General features: G+C 63.3%; 16 protein-coding genes. 10 read left to right on the forward strand and 6 right to left on the reverse strand.

All coding sequences use genetic code 11. The features are described 5' to 3' along the window. Positions 1-154: 154 nt before the first annotated feature. The 3 genes from HU760_RS11745 to HU760_RS11755 are packed head-to-tail and all read left to right on the forward strand — an operon-like array spanning position 155 to position 3,646. Positions 155-712, forward strand: a complete 558-nt coding sequence (locus HU760_RS11745; protein ID WP_186674391.1) for an Hsp20/alpha crystallin family protein — start codon at positions 155-157, stop codon at positions 710-712. A gap of 57 nt (positions 713-769) precedes the next feature. Then, positions 770-1,234: a CBS domain-containing protein gene (locus HU760_RS11750; protein ID WP_186674390.1), complete on the forward strand. Its 465-nt coding sequence runs from the start codon at positions 770-772 to the stop codon at positions 1,232-1,234. Between the two features lie 33 nt (positions 1,235-1,267). Then, the gene (locus HU760_RS11755; protein WP_186674389.1) at positions 1,268-3,646 is read left to right on the forward strand and encodes a phosphoketolase family protein; all 2,379 of its coding nucleotides are present in this window, start codon (positions 1,268-1,270) and stop codon (positions 3,644-3,646) included. Positions 3,647-3,652: 6 nt separating this feature from the next. On the opposite strand, the gene HU760_RS11760 is transcribed toward HU760_RS11755, so the two are convergent. The 3 genes from HU760_RS11760 to HU760_RS11770 are packed head-to-tail and all read right to left on the reverse strand — an operon-like array spanning position 3,653 to position 6,622. Further along, positions 3,653-4,078: a potassium channel family protein gene (locus tag HU760_RS11760; protein ID WP_186674388.1), complete on the reverse strand. Its 426-nt coding sequence runs from the start codon at positions 4,076-4,078 to the stop codon at positions 3,653-3,655. A gap of 28 nt (positions 4,079-4,106) precedes the next feature. Then, complete coding sequence (ftsH, locus tag HU760_RS11765) at positions 4,107-5,954, reverse strand: ATP-dependent zinc metalloprotease FtsH (protein WP_186674387.1); 1,848 nt, start codon at positions 5,952-5,954, stop codon at positions 4,107-4,109. A 20-nt stretch (positions 5,955-5,974) separates the two neighbouring features. Continuing rightward, positions 5,975-6,622, reverse strand: coding sequence for a BON domain-containing protein (locus HU760_RS11770; RefSeq protein ID WP_170029626.1), 648 nt, complete (start codon positions 6,620-6,622; stop codon positions 5,975-5,977). A 200-nt stretch (positions 6,623-6,822) separates the two neighbouring features. On the opposite strand from HU760_RS11770, the gene HU760_RS11775 reads away from it, so the two are divergent. The 4 genes from HU760_RS11775 (at position 6,823) to HU760_RS11790 (ending at position 12,011) form a co-directional block, all read left to right on the forward strand. Then, complete coding sequence (locus HU760_RS11775; RefSeq protein ID WP_170029627.1) at positions 6,823-7,074, forward strand: hypothetical protein; 252 nt, start codon at positions 6,823-6,825, stop codon at positions 7,072-7,074. A 5-nt stretch (positions 7,075-7,079) separates the two neighbouring features. Then, positions 7,080-9,362 (forward strand): heavy metal translocating P-type ATPase, encoded by a 2,283-nt coding sequence (locus HU760_RS11780; RefSeq protein ID WP_186674386.1) that lies wholly within the window; start codon positions 7,080-7,082, stop codon positions 9,360-9,362. 111 nt (positions 9,363-9,473) lie between these two features. After that, positions 9,474-11,093: a chaperonin GroEL gene (groL, locus tag HU760_RS11785; protein WP_186674385.1), complete on the forward strand. Its 1,620-nt coding sequence runs from the start codon at positions 9,474-9,476 to the stop codon at positions 11,091-11,093. Positions 11,094-11,120: 27 nt separating this feature from the next. Beyond that, positions 11,121-12,011 (forward strand): universal stress protein, encoded by an 891-nt coding sequence (locus HU760_RS11790; protein ID WP_186674384.1) that lies wholly within the window; start codon positions 11,121-11,123, stop codon positions 12,009-12,011. 14 nt (positions 12,012-12,025) lie between these two features. On the opposite strand, the gene HU760_RS11795 is transcribed toward HU760_RS11790, so the two are convergent. Next, positions 12,026-12,985: a ribose-phosphate diphosphokinase gene (locus HU760_RS11795; RefSeq protein ID WP_186674383.1), complete on the reverse strand. Its 960-nt coding sequence runs from the start codon at positions 12,983-12,985 to the stop codon at positions 12,026-12,028. Between the two features lie 155 nt (positions 12,986-13,140). On the opposite strand from HU760_RS11795, the gene HU760_RS11800 reads away from it, so the two are divergent. Further along, positions 13,141-13,632 carry a BCAM0308 family protein gene (locus HU760_RS11800; RefSeq protein WP_225931945.1) on the forward strand — a complete coding sequence of 164 codons (492 nt, stop codon included), beginning with the start codon at positions 13,141-13,143 and terminating at the stop codon, positions 13,630-13,632. Between the two features lie 52 nt (positions 13,633-13,684). Here HU760_RS11800 and HU760_RS11805 read toward each other — a convergent pair whose 3' ends face one another. Then, positions 13,685-14,674, reverse strand: a complete 990-nt coding sequence (locus HU760_RS11805) for a universal stress protein (protein ID WP_186674382.1) — start codon at positions 14,672-14,674, stop codon at positions 13,685-13,687. A gap of 69 nt (positions 14,675-14,743) precedes the next feature. Here HU760_RS11805 and HU760_RS11810 point away from each other — a divergent pair, with 69 nt between their 5' ends. After that, positions 14,744-15,634 (forward strand): universal stress protein, encoded by an 891-nt coding sequence (locus HU760_RS11810; RefSeq protein WP_186674381.1) that lies wholly within the window; start codon positions 14,744-14,746, stop codon positions 15,632-15,634. A 1-nt stretch (position 15,635) separates the two neighbouring features. Here the strand turns inward: HU760_RS11810 and HU760_RS11815 are convergent, their stop codons facing one another. Continuing rightward, positions 15,636-16,208, reverse strand: coding sequence for a bifunctional pyr operon transcriptional regulator/uracil phosphoribosyltransferase PyrR (locus HU760_RS11815; RefSeq protein ID WP_186674380.1), 573 nt, complete (start codon positions 16,206-16,208; stop codon positions 15,636-15,638). 234 nt (positions 16,209-16,442) lie between these two features. On the opposite strand from HU760_RS11815, the gene HU760_RS11820 reads away from it, so the two are divergent. Further along, on the forward strand, positions 16,443-17,633 hold the full coding sequence (locus HU760_RS11820; RefSeq protein ID WP_186674379.1) for a cation:proton antiporter: 1,191 nt from the start codon (positions 16,443-16,445) through the stop codon (positions 17,631-17,633). The last annotated feature ends 1 nt before the right edge of the window (position 17,634 follow it).

Here is a 17,634-nt window from a genome sequence, read left to right on the forward strand (position 1 = left end):
CCTATGCCCAGGCCATGGCAACGCTTTGACCAGGATCAAACCGGCAGGTGACCGTGGCTTCACGCAGGTTGACAAAGGTCAAGCAAGGGGCTGCCGTGCCGCGCAAGATCGAAGGCGTCTCCCTGGGAGGCATTACTTATTCGAGGAGCGCGCCATGTCGGAAGCAGCCAAGAAAGTACCTGTCACTCCAGCCGCCACGCCAGCGAAAGCTGCGCCGCCCAGCAGCGAACCTGCTGATCTCTGGCGGCCTTTTCAGCAATTGCGCCGTCAGATCGACGGCCTGTTCGAGGATTTCGGGCGGCGGCCATTGCGCATGCCGTTCAGCCACACGCCGTTCGATGTCGAGCCGTTCTGGCGGCGTGACCTGTTCACCCATGGCATGCCGGCGATGGATATCAGCGAGCAGGCCGAGGAGTACCGCATCAGTGCCGAACTGCCGGGTGTGGACGACAAGGACATCGAGATCAAGCTGGTCAATGGCAACCTGGTGATTCGCGGCGAGAAGCATCAGGAGGTCGATGAGAAACGCAAGGAATATCACCTGAGTGAGCGCCATTATGGCAGTTTCGAGCGAGTGCTCCAGCTGCCTCCTGAGGTCGACGCCGAGAAGATCAACGCGCAGTTCGCCAAAGGCGTGCTGCTGGTGCATCTGCCCAAACGTGCCGAGGCGATTCACCCGGAAAAGGTGATCCCGATCAACAGCAGCAAGTAAATGACGGTCCGGTCACTTTCAGGAGCAGGGACGCTCCATCCAGCAGAGGTAACCAGCATGTCCATTGGCAGATATTGCAACCGGGATGTGGTCACTGCACCACCCGGCATCTCCATCTACGCTGCGGCACGCATGATGAACCAGTATCACGTCGGCGACCTGGTACTGGCCGAGCCGGTCGACCGCGAGCGTTTCCGGCCCGTCGGCCTGATCACCGATCGTGACCTGGCCTTGCGGATCATTGCGCGCAACCCACCGGACCAGGAGGACCTGCAGGCGATCGATGTGCTGCCACGACCATTGATCACTGCGAACCAGAATGAAGACCTGTTCGATGTCATCCTGAACATGCGGCGGGCCAACATCCGGCGCATCCCGGTGGTGGATGACTTCGGCCTGCTGGTCGGCATCGCCACTGCGGACGACCTGGTAGGGCTGCTGGCAGACAACCTGCACGAACTGTCGCTGCTGATTCGTCAGCAAAGCCGGCGGGAGGAAGACCTGCGCGGTGAGGATCTGTGAGCGCGCGGGGATGATTCCCCACAGGAGGCGAGCATGAGCGATTTTCCCAGTACCGAGGAACTTGAAGGGCTGGATGCCTATTGGCGAGCCGCCAACTACCTGACCGTTGGCCAGATCTACCTGCAGGGTAACGCCTTGTTGGCAAGCCCGCTGACGCTGGCCGACATCAAGCCCAGGTTGCTGGGGCACTGGGGAACTTCACCGGGGCTCAACCTGATCTATACCCATCTGAACCGGCTGATACGCCAGTACGACCTCAACGTCCTGTTCGTCACCGGCCCCGGCCACGGGGGGCCGGCCTTGGTTGCCCAGGCCTATCTTGACGGTACCTATACCGAGCTGAACCCGGCGATCGAACGCAATGTGCTTGGCATGACCCGGCTGTTTCGGCAGTTTTCATGGCCCTATGGTATTGGCAGCCATGTCGGCCCGCATGTCCCAGGCTCCATCCACGAAGGGGGAGAGCTGGGTTACTCGTTGGTGCATGCCTATGGTGCTGCGCTGGACAATCCACAATTGATCGTGGCGTGCGTCATTGGCGATGGTGAGGCGGAAACCGGCGCGCTGGCAGCCAGCTGGCACTGCAACAAGTTTCTCAACCCCGCCCGGGACGGGGCGGTACTGCCAATTCTGCATCTGAATGGCTACAAGATCGCCAACCCGACTGTGCTGTCCATGATCAGCGAAGATGAGTTGACCAGCCTGATGTACGGGTATGGCTATGACCCCTATTTCGTCGAAGGTGATGAACCCATGGAGGTCCACCGCGCATTGGCCAGGACTCTGGAGGTCATCTACGAGAAGATCTGCCAGATTCAGCGCCTTGCGCGCCACGCCGAAAACCCTCAGGCCATCGACAGGCCTTTGTGGCCGGTGCTTGTGCTGCGTACGCCCAAGGGCTGGACCGGGCCCAGATACGTCGACGGGCAGCGCGTCGAAGGTACCTGTCGCTCCCATCAGTTACCCCTCGCGGACCTTGGCCAAGCGACGCACTTGCTACAGTTGCAGCAATGGCTGGAAAGCTACCGTCCGCAAGAGCTGTTTGACGCGCAAGGCGCGTTGCTGCCCGAGCTGGCCGCGCTGGCGCCTTGCGGCCGCCGGCGCATGAGTGCGAACCCGCATGCCAACGGGGGGATGCTGCTGCGGGCGCTGGATCTTCCGCGCTACGCGGACTATTGCGTGTCGATGACAGGGCCGGGGCAGGTACGGGCCGAGGCGACCAGGGTGTTGGGCAGGTATGTATGCGATGTCATGAAAAACAGCCGGTTGTCCCACAACTTCCGACTGTTCGGCCCCGATGAAACGGCGTCCAACCGTCTGGACGCAGTGTTCGAGGCTGCCGACAAGATGTGGCTGGATACCTGCGGTAGCGATGACAAACACCTTTCGGCACAGGGCCGGGTCATGGAGATACTCAGTGAGCACATCTGTGAGGGCTGGCTGGAGGGCTACCTGTTGACCGGCCGGCACGGCCTGTTCTCCTGCTACGAAGCCTTCATCCACATTGTCGATTCGATGATCAATCAACATGCCAAATGGCTCAAGACCGCTGCCGAGGTGCCGTGGCGCAAGCCGATTGCGTCGTTGAACATCCTGCTGACTTCGCATGTGTGGCGCCAGGACCACAACGGCTTCTCGCACCAGGACCCTGGCTTCCTCGACCTGCTGGCCAACAAGAAGGCCAATGTTGCGCGAATCTACCTGCCCCCTGATGCCAACTGCCTGTTGTCAGTGGCCGAGCATTGCTTGCGCAGCCGCAACTACATCAATGTCATCGTTGCCGGCAAGCAGCTGGAATGGCAATGGCTCGACGGGGAAGCCGCTGCGGTGCATTGCCAGGCGGGTATCGGTCGCTGGGCCTGGGCCAGCCATGATGACGATGCGCCCGAGGTGGTGCTCGCCTGCGCCGGCGATGTGCCGACGCTGGAGGTGCTGGCAGCGGTGACGCTGCTTCGCGAACAGGCGCCTGAGGTGCGGCTGAGAGTGGTGAATGTTGTCGATCTGATGGCGCTGCAGGTGTCGCAACAGCACCCCCACGGCTTGTCCGACCGTGACTTCACTGCCTTGTTCACCGAGGATCAGCCGGTGATCTTTGCCTTCCATGGTTACCCGGCGTTGGTGCATCGCCTGATCTACAAGCGTGCCAACCCCCAACGGTTCCATGTGCGAGGTTTTCGCGAAGAGGGTGCTACCACCACGCCGTTCGACATGGCGGTGATCAACAATCTGGACCGCTACCAGCTGGTACTCGATGTCTTCGAGCATGTACCGCGCCTGCAGCCCCAAGTGGAACAGGCGCGGGCCCGCTACTGGTCGACCATGGAGAAGCACAAGCTGTACCTGATCGAGCATGGTGAGGATATGCCGGAGGTGGCCCAGTGGCGCTGGACCTCGCCGGCGAACCGTGGGTGACGGGTGTTACTTGGCCTTCCAGTACTTCTGCATCTCGAGGAACAGGAACGAGGCGGTCCAGGTGATCAGCACCAGGCCCGTCAACGCCTGCAGGCCAGTGAGGTATTTGAGATGGCCGCTGGGGGCAATATCGCCGAAGCCTATCGTGGTGTAAGTGGTGAAGGAAAAGTACACACAATCGAGCAGACTGCCGTCGAAGTTGCCGCTGAGCCTGCCCCAGCCCTCGGCATGGTTCATCAGGTAGTAGACCACTGCGAAGCACCACACCTCCAGGGCATGCGCCAGCAGCGCGCCGAATACCCCCACCACTATGCGAAACCGGCTCCACAGCTTGAGCCGCGGGAGCCAGTCGTTCAGGCGCAGCAGGCATTCGTAGTGAATGATCACCACCACAATCACCACCAGCATGTTGATCAAGGTGACGGTCAGCATTGCAGATACCCTGGCTGGCCCTGACGGTTCATTTCGAGGTGTCGACCAGAGTATAGGTGGCCGGCTCACTGGCCTGCGGCAGCAATGGCGGGAATTCCTCGGGGGTGATAGTCTCCCTGGCGAGCAACAGGCGCGCACCTGCTTCCAGATCGTCGCGGCGTTGTTCGAGCAATGCCCGGGCGCGGCCATAGGCTTCTTCCAGCAGGTCGCGGATCCCCAGGTCGATCTCGCGAGCAGTCTGTTCCGAGTAGTCCTTGCGTTCCTGGCGCAAGATCGATTCGCCCAGATAGCTTGCCTGTTGCCGCTCCAGCACCGCCTGGCCCAACGTCGGGCTCATGCCGAAGCGGGTGATCAGTTGCCGGGCGATATCGGTGGCACGCCCCAGGTCGTCGGCAGCGCCGGTGGACACCTGGCCGAACGCCAGGCTTTCAGCGGCGCGCCCGGCCATCAGCACCACCATGCGGTCACGCAGCATCTGCGTGCTGATCAGGAAGCGGTCATCGGTCGGCCGTTGCAAGGTATACCCCAGCGCGCCGGCTGCGCGGGGGATGATCGACACCTTGTGCACCGGGTCCATGGCCGGCAGGCTGCTGGCGGCCAGGGCATGGCCCATTTCGTGGTATGCCACTACCTGGCGCTCGTCGCTGCGCAGCACGCTGCCCTTGCGTTCGACGCCCGCCACCAGGCGTTCGATCGCCGCAGTGAAGTCCTGCAGTTCAACCCATTGGCTGGCGCGCCGGGTGGCGACGATGGCCGCCTCGTTGACCAGGTTGGCCAGGTCGGCGCCGGTCAGTCCGGGGGTGATTTCGGCAATGCGCTCGCAGTCCAGGTCGTGCTGGTAGACGATCTTGCGCAGGTGCACCTTGAGAATCGCCAGGCGGCCCTTGCGGTCGGGCCGGTCGATGAGGATCTGCCGGTCGAAGCGCCCGGCGCGCAGCAGTGCCGGGTCGAGCACCTCGGGGCGGTTGGTTGCCGCCAGCAGCACCACGCCTTCACGCGGGTCGAAGCCATCCAGCTCGGCCAGCAGTTGGTTGAGGGTCTGTTCCTTCTCGTCATTGCCGCCGAAACTGCCGATGCCGCGCATCTTGCCCAAGGCGTCCAGTTCATCGATGAAAATGATGCAAGGTGCCGCCTGGCGGGCCTGTTCAAACAGGTCGCGCACCCGCGCAGCGCCCACGCCAACGAACATTTCCACGAACTCCGAGCCGGAGATCGAGAAAAACGGCACGGCAGCTTCCCCGGCGATGGCTTTGGCGACCAGGGTCTTGCCGGTACCGGGTGGGCCGACCAGCAGGGTACCCTTGGGCACATGGGCCCCCAGGCGAGCGTACCAAGCCTGGTTCTGCAGGAAGGAGACGATTTCGGTCAGCTCCTCCTTGACGTCATCGATGCCGGCCACATCGGCGAAGGTCACCTTGGTGTCCCGCTCGACATAGACCCGGGCGCGTGACTTGCCGACGCCCATCAACCCGCCCAGGCCCTGTTTCTGGCCGAGGCCACGGAACAGGAAGTACCACAGCGCCAGCATCATCAGCAGCGGCATGAACCAGCCCAGCAGGCTCGCCAGCGCGGTGTCCTCGGCGACGCCGGTGAACGCCACGCCCGAGCGCCCCAGTTGCTCACTCAACGCCGGGTCGATACGTACCGTCGAGAATGCCGAACGCCCGTTGATGGGCTCCTGCAGCTTGCCCAGGATGCGCTCGTGCTCGACGCGCAGGTCACTGACCTTCTGCTGTTCCAGCAACTGCAGGAACTGGCTGTAAGGGATGGCCTGCACCGCCGGTTGGCTGAACAGGCCGAACTGGACCGCCGCCAGCACCGACAAGCCGACTGCCAGCAGATAGAACTTCCAGGGCTGGTCCTTGTTCATGCTCATCCCTCCACCACGCTGCAAGGCTAGGCGATCAGCAGATAGTCTTCGACCTTGCTCACACCAGGCACCGACCAGGCTGCGCGTTCGACTACCTCCCGCTCGCGCAGCAGGTGCACCTTGCCTTCCAGCCTGACTACGCCGCCGTTGACGCTGACGCGAATGCCTTCGGCCTGGATTTCCGCACTGCGTTTGAGCGCGTCTTCGATATGGCGTTTGATATCACCCACGTCAGCCCGGGCTTTGAGGGTGATGCGGTTGTGCACGCCGACCACGCCGGACAGCCGCCAGACCGCCTGTTCGAGCTCCTCCTTCTGGTATTGCCAGTCGAGTTGGCCTTCCAGGGTCACGGTACCTTTGTGCACGGTGACCTTGATGCCTTCCACATTGGCATCCGAACTCCAGGCGATGATTTTCAGGGCGCGACTGGCAATCGTGTCGTCCGCCGTACCTTCAAGCTTGTTCAGGCGTACCTCGATTTCCTCGGCCAGCCCACGCACGCCTTTGATGGCTTTGACGGTGCGCTCGGCACTGACTTTCTGGGCGTAGCTGTTGACATGGCCGGACAGCGTGACCACACCGTCCTGCACAGTCACACCGATGCTGGCGGCATTGATATCGGGTTTGAATTCCAGCTCTTCGAGCACCAGGTCTCGCAAGTCAAGGTCGTTCATGTTCGGCTCCGGTAGCAGGTCAAGAGGTGGGCCGGGTGGCCCTGAGTCTTTGTTTCTACCCTTGCGCCGAACGGCGTGATTGATAAAGGTCAAGACAGCCAGAACAACTTGCACGCGCCTTCGCAGGTTGACAAATGTCAGGCCACCGCAGGCCTCGCCACCGATACTTGGGGTATTCCGCCACGCGTGAGGGTATGTCCATGCAACGCTATCTGCTTGTGGGGTGGGCGAGCCTGCTGCTGGCCAGCGCCGCCTGTACCCCATGGCACGCTGAAGAGTACGACGCGCGCCTGGAGTCGGCAGAGGACAACGCTGCCACTGCCCGCTTGCGTGCCGACCAGGTGTGCTACCGCATCGACCTGGTCGAGCAGACGGCCAACGAAGCGCTGCGCAGGGCGACGCAGGCCCAGGAGCAGGTCCAGCAACTGCTGCAACAGGCCAGACGCAAGTAGCCGCCATGGCGCTACGATGGTTGAACCCCGGCCTGCTGCTGGCCTGTGTACTGGCATTGGCGGCCGGGGGGATGGCCTATGCGGTCCAGCGGCCTGCGTGGGCCGCTGTGGCCTGGGCGGCGGGTGGCACCATCATGGCCTTGGTGCTGGCGGTGGAAATGGCCAGGCGCCTGGCGAAGGGCCAAACCGGCATCGACCTGATTGCGTTACTGTCAATCGCCGCCGCTTTGGCGTTGGAGCAAATGCTGGTGGCTGCCGTGCTCGCACTGATGCTGGCCACTGGTCGTGCGCTGGAATCGTTCAGCCTGCATCATGCAGAGCGTGAGTTGCGCGCACTGATCGATCGCGCGCCCCAGCATGCCTGGGTTCGGGAACAGGACGGCCTGCGTGAGGTTGCGGTGGACCAGGTGCAACCTGCACAGACCGTGCTGGTGCGCCTGGGCGAGATAGTACCGGTGGATGGCCGGCTACAGAGCGCTCACGCAACGCTGGACGAGGCCGCATTGACCGGCGAATCGTTACCGGTAACGCGCCATGCCGGCGAGCGGGTTGCCAGTGGAGTGGTCAATGTCGGCGCGCCGCTATTGCTGCTGGCAACACATACCGCGGCGCAGAGCACCTATGCCGGCATCGTGCGCCTGGCCGAGGCGGCACGCCAGTCGCGGGCACCGTTCGTGCGCCTGGCCGACCGTTACGCGTTGGCGTTCATTCCGCTGACGGTGCTGCTCGCGGCGTTCGCCTGGTGGGCCAGTGGCGACGTCCAGAGGGTGCTGGCCGTGCTGGTGGTCGCCACCCCATGCCCGCTGATCCTGGCTGTACCGATTGCCATTCTGTCGGGCATCTCGCGCGCGGCTCGGCGCAATATCCTCGTCCGTGACGGTGAGGTACTGGAAGCACTTGCCGGGGTCCGCCAGGTGTTTCTCGACAAGACTGGCACTTTGACCAGCGGCCAAGCCCGCTTGCAGTCGATCGAGCTCAAGGGGGAGGGTATGCCGCTGCAGGTACTGCAATGGGCAGCTTCGTTGGCCCAGGCATCCACCCATCCGATTGCCCAGGCTGTCGTTCACGCTGCCCGCTCGCGCGACCTGGCGCTGACGGCGCCGGAACAGGTAGAGGAAAGCCCAGGCCAGGGGCTTGCCGGCCAGGTGCAGGGCAGGGCCGTGCGCCTGGGTACCCTGGCCTACGTGCAGGGCGCGGAAGACCATGATCGCTGGGTGCAGGCGCGCTTGCGGCAACTGGATTATCTGGCCAGCAGTGGCAGTTTCGTGGCGATAGATGGCGAGTTGAAAGCGATGTTGCGGCTGGCCGACGATGTACGCCAGGAGACCCCTCAGACCCTGCGCCTGCTGCGGTCGCGGGGGATCGACAAGATCGTCATGTTGACGGGCGATCGGGCGCAAACGGCCGAAACGATTGCCTTGAGGGCGGGTATTGATGAACTGCGTTCCGGCCTTTCGCCCGAAGACAAGACGCGTCTGGTGCGGGAAGGTTGCCGCGAACGGCCGACACTGATGGTTGGCGATGGCATCAATGATGCACCGGCGCTTGCTGCGGCCGATGTCGGTGTAGCCATGGGGGCCGCGGGGGTGACTGCCTCGGCGCAGGCGGCCGGCGTGGTCCTGCTGGTCGACCGGCTGGGCCGCCTGGTCGAGGCACTGGACATTGCCCGCAATGCCGTGCACATCGCCCGGCAGGGGGTTTGGGTTGGCATGAGCTTGTCAATGCTGGCGATGCTCATTGCCGCAGCAGGCTACCTGCCAGCGGTGATGGGTGCCGTGCTGCAGGAAGGCATCGACCTGCTGATCATCCTCAATGCATTGCGCGCGCTCGGGCCCTGGGGCGGCGATGGCCGCAACGGGCTTGCCAGTGGTGACCTGGACCGCCTGCAGGACGAGCATCGGCAGCTGCAAAGCCTTTTGACAGACCTGAGCCAGATGGCTCGGGATTTTTCCAGCCGCCCTGTGCTTCAGGCGCGCACCGACCTGGCTGCGCTCATTGCCGCATTACATGACGTGCTGGAGCGGCATGAGCGGGATGACGAGCGTCGGTTATACCCACTGCTGAGCCGGTACATAGGCGGTGAGGATCCGCTTGCGGCGATGAGCCACACGCACCGGGAAATTTTCCGGTTGATCCATTTGTTGGCGCGCATGAGCGGGGATTTCGCACAGGCAGCAGCCACGCCAAGTGCCGAGGAGATCCAGCATCAGCTTATTCGCCTGGACACGTTGGTGAAGCTGCATTTTGAACAGGAGGATGCCTTGTACCGGCATCTGGACCGGCGCTGAGGCGCATGATGACCCGGTGCGATTGATAAAAATCAAGCGCCAGGCGAAGGGGAAGGGGATGCTGGCAGCATCAGAGTGGTCCATCCCCTGGCCTGTACGGGAGTCGAAATCATGCCGCATAGCAAAATCCTCTTCCGATCGGCTGCGCGGGAAAAAATCCTCAGTGGCGCCACCCAGCTCGCCGATGCCGTGCGCGTCACCCTGGGTCCCAAGTCGAAATCGGTACTGATGCAAAACAGCTGGGGACGGCCGACGGTGTGCAATGACGGAGTGTCCATCGCCAAGCGGGTCGACCTGCAGGACCCCGAGGAAAACCTGGGGGCGCAGATGCTGCGCCAAGCGGCCGAGCGCACCGGAGAGGCGGTTGGCGATGGCACCAGCACCGCGACGGTACTTGCCCATGCAATCCTGGCCGATGGCGTGCGTAATGTGGTGGCCGGCGCCAGTGCCATCGACCTCAAGCGTGGCCTGGACAAAGGCCTTGCGCTGGTAATGGCGGCATTGCTGGCGCAGTCACGCGCGGTCAGTACGCTCAAGGAAAAGGCCCAGGTGGCCACGTTGTCGGCGCACAACGATCCCTTGATCGGGCAGCTGGTCGCCGATGCGCTGGAGAAGGTCGGGGTGGAAGGTGTAGTGAGCGTGGAGGAATCCAAGACCACCGAGACAGTGGTCGACATCATGGATGGCATGCGCTTCGACAGAGGTTATGTTTCGCCGTACTTTGTCACCGATACCGAGAAGATGCAGGTCGAGCTGACCGATGCCTGCGTGCTGCTGTGCGACCACAAGATTGGCGCATTGGCCGACCTGCTGCCACTGCTCGAGCAAGTGGCGAAGAGCGGCCAGCCGTTGGTGGTGATTGCCGAGGATATCGACGGCGAGGCGCTGACCACGTTGGTGGTCAACCAGATTCGCGGCGTGTTGCGCGCGGTAGCCGTAAAAGCACCAGGCTTTGGTGAACGGCGCAAGGAAATGCTCCAGGACATTGCCGTGCTCACTGGCGCCACCGTGGTATCGGCAGAGCTGGGCGTCAATCTCGAACATCTGCAACTGTCCCAGCTGGGTCAGGTTCACCGCGCCGTGGTGTTGAAGGACAGCACCGCGCTGATCGGCGGCAAGGGCACCCAGCAAGCGGTTGCTGCCCGCGTTTCGCAGATCCGTGCACAGATCGACGCGAGCAGCAGTGATTACGACCGGGAAAAACTGCAGGAACGCCTGGCCAGGCTTGCCGGCGGGGTTGCGGTGATTCGCGTTGGCGCGCCCTCCGAAGCCGAGATGAAGGCGCGCAAGGACGCCTTGGACGATGCCTTGTCTGCCACCCGTGCGGCGATCGCCGAAGGCATCGTGCCAGGCGCTGGCCTTGCCTTGCTCAAGGCGGTGCCAGCATTGCTTGCCGAAGAGGCGGGCAGCGAAGGCGATACGCGTACAGGCTTGCAGATTCTGCGGCGTGCATTGGAAGCGCCGGCGCGGATGATCGCCGAGAATTCCGCCGTGGATGCCGGCGTGGTGGTGGCTCGGATGCTCGCCGAAACGGGTAGCATCGGTTTCGATGCCGCAGCCAACGCTTATGTCGACCTGTACGAGGCGGGCATTATCGACCCCACCAAGGTAGTGCGCATCGCCCTGGAAAATGCGGTCTCGGTCGCCAGCATCCTGCTGCTGACCGAAGCCACCATGACCGATATCCCTGAAAAGAACCCCCCTTCCATGCAACCCCCGCTGCCTGAGTGACAGGCCAACCGACCGTTGGAGGCAATCATGAGCCACTATCAACGCCTGCTGCTGGTAATGCGCCCGCTGCTGCGCCAGGCTGGCGCCCTGGAGCAGGCGGCTGCGCTGGCCCGTTCAAGTTCTGCCAGCCTGCACATTGTCGCCCTGCTGGAGTCACTGGACAAACTCAGGCTGCTGGAAACGGGTGATCATCAAGCTGCCAGGCAGGCCTATCTGGCAACCCAACACCAACAACTGGAAAACCAGGTGAGTGCCTTGCGCGCCTCGGGCGTGCAGGTCACGACCGAGGTTGCCTGGAGCAGCGACGTGCAGGACGACATATTGGCGCATGTGCAGGAGATGCAGCCCGACCTGCTGCTCAAGCAGGTCGAGCATGAGCCGGTGCTCAAGCGCGCGTTCTTCACCCCGCTGGACTGGCAGTTGCTGCGCCACTGCCCGACCCCGGTCTACCTGCTGGGCGCCGCCAGGCCGGCATTGCCGCGCCAGGTCGTGGCCGCGGTGGATGTGGCCGATACCTCGGACGAAGGGCTGGCGCGCAACGACGGTATCGTCCGGCAAGCCAGTGCCCTGGCCTTGCAGACCGGGGCGCAACTGGATCTGCTGCATGCCTGTGACCTGTCGATGGCCTACATGGGTGACATGGGTTATTCCGCCTGGGCCATCGGCGATATCGCCGGCCCCTTGCGGCAGGCACTCGAGGACGATTTCACGGCGCTGGCCGAGCGTTTCGGAGCACCGCCCGAACGCCGCCACTTCGTACTGGGTCGGCCGGTCGCGGTGCTGGGCGAATACGCCGAGTCACAAGCCGTGGACGTCATTGTCATGGGACGGCCGCTGGCCCGTGGGCTGGACCGCCTGTTCGGCAGCACCACCGAGCATGTGCTGTACCAGGTACCCTGCAATATCCTGGTGGTGTAGCGGCATGCGCCTGGTCATGCCGCTGGCCCGCGGCCGCGGGCCAGGTGCGCGGCGACCAGGGCGCTGGTGTCGACGATAACCAGTGCCTGCCGACAATGCGCTGGCAGGCGAAAGGGCTCGATGCTGTCGCTGACCAGGATCCGCTCGAACATGCTGCTGTCGAACAACTGGGCTGCGGCGGTGAACAGGCCGTGGGTAGCGGCGGCCAGCAGACGGGTCGCGCCAGCCTGCCGGCAGGCCTGCGCAGCGTGCAGAAGGGTCTGGCCGGTGCTGATCATGTCATCGAAAATGACCACGGTGCTTGCGGCCACATCGCCTACCAGGTAGTCCCCGCTAAGGGCCTCGTGCTGGCGGTGCTTTTCCATCAGGGCGGTGCTGACCGGGCGGCCGAGCAATTGTGCCAGCGCCTGGCGAAAGTGCTCGGCGCGCTTGACGCCGCCGATGTCCGGCGACACTACCGTGACCGGCTGTTCTGCCAGCAGCGGGGCAATGCGCTGGGCAAACAATTGCACGCATGACAGGTTCCAGGCTGGGATGCGGTAGGCATTGTCGAACGCGCTGGGGTTATGCACGTCCAGCGCCACCACCCGGTCGATGCCGCAGCTTTCCATCAGGCGGGCCACATGGCGGGTGATGGTGGAATCCTGGAATTCTACCTTGCGGTCCTTGCGGCCATAACACAGATAGGGCGTCAGCGCGGTCACCCGGATGGCACCGGCATCCTTGATTGCCGCGCAGAAGAACAGCAGCCGACACAGCTTGTCGTGGGCGCTGTGGCGTGTATCACCATAGAGCGAATGAACCACGATAACGTTTCGGCCTTCGACCGCTTCGCTCGGCCAGCACTTGTGTTCGCCGTCCTCGTAGTCCCGTTCCTCATGCGCCGACAACCTGCAGCCCAGACGTTGCGCCACGGCATTGCCGTAGCCCTCGCTACCTTGCAACGCAAACAATAACGGCGGTATGTGGTTCATGTACTGTGCTCCGTCGTTCATGGCCGGCACCCCGAAAGCGTGGGCAGCCCTTGGTTTGACCATTATCAAGTCCTGTGTCGCCGGCCGGCAGACACTGGGCAGGTCAACGCATGCCAAGGGCTGCGATCCTCACAACCTGCAAAGTGAGCACGCCAATGGACAAGTATCAGAAAAGCCGCAAGGACAAATTGTTCAAGTCCCACCCTTTCGATCCTTATGCCACACCGCTTCGCCCGGGCGGTAGCGCGCGCTGCCCGCAATGTGGTGCCGCCTACCACGAGGGTGAATGGCACCTGCATGGGCCTGTTGGCCCCGGCCCGGTGGACGCGACGGTCTGCCCGGCCTGCCGCCGTATCGAGGACCGTGCCGCGGCCGGACAAGTGCGCATATCCGGGCGTTTCCTGGCAACCCATGAGCAAGAGATCCGCCAGCTGATACACCATGCGGAACAGCAAGAACGGCAGACGCATGTGCTTGAACGGCTGATCGCGGTCGATTGCAAGGATGACGAACTGCTGGCGACTACCACGGGTACGCACCTGGCCAACCGCATCGGCCATGACCTGGAAGCCGCCTATGACGGCACCTGCAGTTACCGTTACAGTGACAGCGAGGTGTATCTGAGCGTCGACTGGCATCGCGATTGAAACCTGCCGCCTGGTTGCCTGCGCAAGGACGCCGTGCACACCAGGCGGTGAATCAAGCATGGATCGCCAGTAGGCTGGAGTGCACCTTGTACAGGCTTTGCTCGGTGGTACTGCCGATGACCTTGGTCATGCCCTCATGGTAAGCCGTACCCATCACGACGACATCAAAGCCATGCTGGTTGGCGTATTCGCTGACAACATTGCGCGCGGGGCCTCGCACCAGATGCAGGTGATCCGGCTTGATACCGTAGTGGCTGGCGAACTTCGCCAGGCGTTCGCGCGCCCGACCGGTCATTTCCTCGACCCGGTCCTCGGTCCACGCCACTGGCGCGGCGGCATAGGCCAGGAAGCTGGGGCCAGGCTCATACGCCTGCAGCAGATGCAATTGCGCCTTGCAGCGCTGCGCCAACACCTGTGCATGTTGCAGGATGCGCTCGTTGATCTTGGCCACCGCGTGGTCGTGCTCGACCAGATCTACTGCCGCCAGCACCCGAGCTGGCAGTGTGGTGTCTGCCTGGGCCACCAGGTGCAGCGGGATCGGGCAGCGGCGCAGCAGCTGCCAGTCCAGTGGTGTGAGCAGGGCGCGGCTGACCAGGGTTTCATGGCGGACATCCTTGATCAGCATCTCGACCCGGTGCAGTTGGGCCAGCCGGATCAGATCCTTGAGCGGGTCTTCGTCATCCAGGGTTTCGGCATAGGCAGTCGTGCCTAGCTCGCCAAGCGCCTTGACCTGGTCGTTCAGCCAGGCCTTGCGGTGCTCGGCATCCTGCCGGCGGACATTGCCGCGCAACACGTGGTCCAAGGTGGCCAGGCGGGATGGCAGTTGGCTCAGCACCACCAGGTGCAAGGTAGCGCCTGTCGCCTTGGCCAACGCTTGGGCACGCGCCAAGGCAGGCGAGGGGTGCAGGTCTGGGTGGCAGATCAGTAACAGTCGCGACAGAGCGTTCATGAGGGCCTCCACAGCGATGGCCGCCACGATGACGGCACAGCGGTTCAAGGGTAGGGTGGCGCGATGGCGCTCGGGTGCCTTGATATTTATCAAGAATGGCCCAGCACCCGCGCCGACAATGGCAAGGGCGCACAACCTTGTTTCCGCGCCGGGAGGTGGCCGATGAACCGGTATCGCCGGATTCTGCTGATCATGACCGAGGTCCAGGCCAACGCTGCGCTGTACCGCGCCATGGCCCTGGCTGCGACCTCTGGCGCGTCCTTGCATGTGCTGGGCATCCATGAACCCAGTGAGCTGCAGCTGCGTCACGAGTTGCGGGACGCCCAGCTGCCTTCTGCCGCTTTCGTGCACTTCGGTACCGGCATGCAGGCACTGCTCGATGAGCAGCCAGCGCTGGGGCTGCAGCTGAGCTTCGAGGCCGTGGAAAGCCTCAGCCCGCGCGACCTGTTGCCTGCCTGCATCGCCCGCTATGCACCTGACCTGGTGATCAAGGGTTGCCCCGGTTGCTCGTTGCTCGACCAGATCGCCCGCAACTCGCTGGACCAGGCGCTGCTGCACGCGAGCGCGGCGCCGTTGCTGTTCGTCCCGGCGAACGCCCCGGCCGTGCCTGGCAATGTCCTGGTAGCGGTAGATGTTGCCAACCCGTCGCCGGAAAATGACGCACTCAACCATGCGCTGGTGACTGCCGGCCAAACATTGGTGGCGCAGTGCAAGGGCCAGTTGCACCTGCTCTCGGCTTACGACCTGCCTATCGCCATGCTGGCCAATCCCGACCTCGCCGGCCCCTGGGCAGACGAGGTGCGCGACGCCCGCCAGCTGCCCTTCGACGCGTTGGCCGATGCCCATGGCATCGTGCACGCTCATCGGCATTTCAGCGAAGGCGCGCCATTGCGCGTGATCAAGGCTCAGATTGACGCCCTGAACATCGATGTGGTGGTGGTCGGCGTGGTGCAAGCCAGGCGTTGGGCGAAGCTGATCGGTGATACCACCGAACGGCTGGTCAGCCAGGCGCCGTGCAGCATCCTGACGATCAGGCCCGCGCCGGCCCGCTGAATCAGGCGGTATCGCCTGGTCGACCGTGGCGCAGCACTTCCACGCAGAATTGCGCTTCGTAGGGCGGCACATGGCATTCGACGATATCCTGCGCCGCTACCTGCAGGTGAATACCCACGATATCGGCATGCACCGGCTGGCGACAGACGTGCCGGTCGACAAGCACTGCGCTGAGTACCTGGCGCGCGCCCAGTTCGGCCAGGTAGGCGCAGGTGCGCAGCAGCGAATGCCCTTCGTAGAGCACGTCATCGACAACCAGCAAGGTGGTACCGGCAAGGTCGAGGTTGCCGAGCTCAGGGTTGCCGGTGAGCTGCGTATGGGTGTGCAGGATGCTGAGGTCGTCGGCATAGCGCTTGACCTTGACCGGATAGAGTGGCAACGGCGCTGCACCGGTCAGTTGCTGCAGGTGCAATTGCAGGCGCCGTGCCAAAGGCTCGCCGCGCCGTTGAATGCCTACCAGCGCCAGCCGCGACGCAGGCAGGCAGGCCAATGCCTGGTGGGCCATCGTGCGCAGCACTGCGTCCAGTTCTTCCTCGTCATACAGGCGAACCCTTGCGGGAGGTGGGCTGTTCATGGTCTGTGCCTTTGTCGAGCTTGGGTCACTGCACCTTACCCAGGCAGCGCAAGGCGGGCTTGATAAAAGTTAAGTCGTGACCATTCCCGCCACGGCGAAGTGCTCCGCCGGCAGTTGGCAGATGTCAATTACCGGCTTTATTGACCTAGGATAACTTCTGCCGCTTTTTACATCGTCGCGCTGTAGATGCAGTGATAGCGTTCTTGCATAGGCTTTTGCTTTCGGGGCGTGGCCATGTATCAGAACCTGGCAGTTCTGGCCGCCTTGCTGGTGCTCTACGCCAGCCTGGCCGGCGCGCTGGAATCCAGACCCATCAACGGGCCTCTGCTGTTTCTGCTGGCGGGCCTGGCGGCCGGCCCATCCGGGCTGGGGTTGCTGAACCTTTCGCTGGACCGCAACGATTTGCGGCTGCTGGCTGAACTGACCCTGGCCATTGTGCTGTTCAGTGATGCCGCCAAGGCCGATCTGGCCCAGCTGCGCCACTTCCGCAGCCTGCCGCTACGCTTGCTGACCATTGGCCTGCCGCTGACCTTGGTCGCGGGATGGTTTGCCGCGTGGCTGCTCTTTCCGCAAATGCCCTGGCTGGAAATGGCGCTGCTGGCGACGATACTGGCGCCAACCGATGCCGCCCTTGGCAAGGCCGTGGTCAGCAACCCGGAGGTACCGGCCAATGTGCGCGAAAGCCTGAATGTGGAAAGCGGTTTGAACGACGGCATCTGTGTGCCGGTGCTGCTCTTGCTGCTGGCCCTGGTGACGGAAGCGCACTCGACGGTGCCTTTTGCCTTGGCCGGTTATCTGTTCCTGGAGGAGTTGGGCGTCGGCGCCCTGACCGGAGCGGCGCTGGCGTTGCTGGTGGGCGGGCTGTTGCGCCTGTCGCAACGCCATTGCCTGCAGATCGAAGCGTGGCAACAGCTGGTGATGCCGGCGCTGGCATTGCTGAGTTTCGCCTGCGCCCAGGCATTGGGTGGCAGTGGCTTCATCGCCGCCTTCTGTGCGGGGCTGCTGACAGGTTGCCGGTTCAAGCAGGAAACCCAGCCGCTGCTAGCGACCGGCGAGTCTTGTGGTGAGGCCTTGTCACTGCTGACCTGGGTGGTGTTTGGTGCCTACGTGGCGCCCAAGGCAGCGCAAATGCTGTCGCCCGCGGTATGGTTCTACGCCCTGTCAAGCCTGTCGCTGGTGCGCATGCTGCCTGTCTGGATCAGCCTGAGCGGCAGCGCGCTCAGCGCCGAGAGCCGCTTGTTCATCGGCTGGTTCGGACCCCGTGGGCTGGCTTCGATCGTCTTTGCCGTGCTGGTGCTGGATGCGCAATTGCAAGAAGGCGCTACCATCATCGCTACTACCATCGCTTGCGTCGTGCTCAGCGTGGTACTGCATGGGATGAGCGCATTGCCAGGGGCTCGCCGGCTCGGTCGCAGCGCTGAATGAT

This window comes from Pseudomonas oryzicola (assembly GCF_014269185.2).
In the GTDB taxonomy this organism is placed as follows: domain Bacteria; phylum Pseudomonadota; class Gammaproteobacteria; order Pseudomonadales; family Pseudomonadaceae; genus Aquipseudomonas; species Aquipseudomonas oryzicola.

What these genes read in the sequence shown, in the direction of transcription:
- HU760_RS11800 (WP_225931945.1), top strand. Translation starts at nt 13,141, where the DNA reads ATGGACAAGTATCAGAAAAGCCGCAAGGACAAATTGTTCAAGTCCCAC.
- HU760_RS11775 (WP_170029627.1), top strand. Translation starts at nt 6,823, where the DNA reads ATGCAACGCTATCTGCTTGTGGGGTGGGCGAGCCTGCTGCTGGCCAGC.
- ftsH (WP_186674387.1), bottom strand. Translation starts at nt 5,954, where the DNA reads ATGAGCATGAACAAGGACCAGCCCTGGAAGTTCTATCTGCTGGCAGTC.
- HU760_RS11750 (WP_186674390.1), top strand. Translation starts at nt 770, where the DNA reads ATGTCCATTGGCAGATATTGCAACCGGGATGTGGTCACTGCACCACCC.
- HU760_RS11815 (WP_186674380.1), bottom strand. Translation starts at nt 16,208, where the DNA reads ATGAACAGCCCACCTCCCGCAAGGGTTCGCCTGTATGACGAGGAAGAA.
- HU760_RS11755 (WP_186674389.1), top strand. Translation starts at nt 1,268, where the DNA reads ATGAGCGATTTTCCCAGTACCGAGGAACTTGAAGGGCTGGATGCCTAT.
- HU760_RS11790 (WP_186674384.1), top strand. Translation starts at nt 11,121, where the DNA reads ATGAGCCACTATCAACGCCTGCTGCTGGTAATGCGCCCGCTGCTGCGC.
- HU760_RS11770 (WP_170029626.1), bottom strand. Translation starts at nt 6,622, where the DNA reads ATGAACGACCTTGACTTGCGAGACCTGGTGCTCGAAGAGCTGGAATTC.
- HU760_RS11745 (WP_186674391.1), top strand. Translation starts at nt 155, where the DNA reads ATGTCGGAAGCAGCCAAGAAAGTACCTGTCACTCCAGCCGCCACGCCA.
- HU760_RS11810 (WP_186674381.1), top strand. Translation starts at nt 14,744, where the DNA reads ATGAACCGGTATCGCCGGATTCTGCTGATCATGACCGAGGTCCAGGCC.
- HU760_RS11780 (WP_186674386.1), top strand. Translation starts at nt 7,080, where the DNA reads ATGGCGCTACGATGGTTGAACCCCGGCCTGCTGCTGGCCTGTGTACTG.
- groL (WP_186674385.1), top strand. Translation starts at nt 9,474, where the DNA reads ATGCCGCATAGCAAAATCCTCTTCCGATCGGCTGCGCGGGAAAAAATC.
- HU760_RS11795 (WP_186674383.1), bottom strand. Translation starts at nt 12,985, where the DNA reads ATGAACCACATACCGCCGTTATTGTTTGCGTTGCAAGGTAGCGAGGGC.
- HU760_RS11760 (WP_186674388.1), bottom strand. Translation starts at nt 4,078, where the DNA reads ATGCTGACCGTCACCTTGATCAACATGCTGGTGGTGATTGTGGTGGTG.
- HU760_RS11820 (WP_186674379.1), top strand. Translation starts at nt 16,443, where the DNA reads ATGTATCAGAACCTGGCAGTTCTGGCCGCCTTGCTGGTGCTCTACGCC.